Below are 800 nucleotides of genomic sequence, written 5' to 3' on the forward strand. Positions count from 1 at the left end.
GGAAATCGGAACTGGGGTTGTCATAGGTTTCGTTGTTGCGGACGATCATCCAGTCGCCGCCGTTGGACAGGTAGATGCCATGTCCGTCACCACTGCCGGCACCGTGTGCAATATTGTTTTCTACAACGATCCAGTCTGATCCGCCCGAGAGTATGGGGTCCTTGTACTGACCGGAAATATGATTATTGAGGATGGCGACACCTTTCTGGTGGTAGTGGGTCTCGTAGCCCCCCACGGCGCGTACACCATAACTGCCACCTTTCAGGGTGAAGCCATCGACGGCAACATAGTCGGCATATTCCAGATTGAAACAGGTGGCGCGGCCGGAACTGCAGCAACTTATTTCCACGCCGGGATCAGCCTTCAGCACGATGGGAGCGTCGTAAGTACCGGAATTGTCTTCACCCAATTGCCAGCAGCCCTGATACTGACCGGGGCGAAAGCGAATTTCCTCACCGGCTGCAATCCGGGCAAAGGCATCGTCGACTGACATGGGATTGCCGGCACTGCCGTCGCCACTACCGTTTGAACTGACATAATAGGTTTTTGCAGGGCTGTACTGGGGATCCGTGTAGTAGCGGTTGAAGCGCTCAGGCGAATCAAAAAATGTACCACCCCTGCCGGGTATTTCGATTGCCATGGCGGATGTGCCTGACAAGCGTGTCTTCGGCCTCGTGAAAGATTTTGGGACATCCCAGTCCCCAAAATCGACTCGGCCTTTGACAACCTATTGGTGCCCCAGCCGTCCTGGTCACCAAGCACTACGCAACAACTTCGCAAGCTCGTTGCTGCTCCGTACT

At 55.0% G+C, this 800-nt stretch carries 1 protein-coding gene; it reads right to left on the reverse strand.

Translation table 11 applies throughout. The annotated features are described in order from the left end of the window. Window positions 1–658: right-handed parallel beta-helix repeat-containing protein (locus ACOCD2_RS23205; protein WP_293653684.1), on the reverse strand; the 658-nt coding region annotated here is incomplete at its 3' end. Between the last annotated feature and the right edge of the window lie 142 nt (window positions 659–800).

Origin of the sequence: Thiolapillus sp., from assembly GCF_048562965.1 — a bacterium.
GTDB lineage: Bacteria > Pseudomonadota > Gammaproteobacteria > Chromatiales > Chromatiaceae > Thiolapillus > Thiolapillus brandeum_A.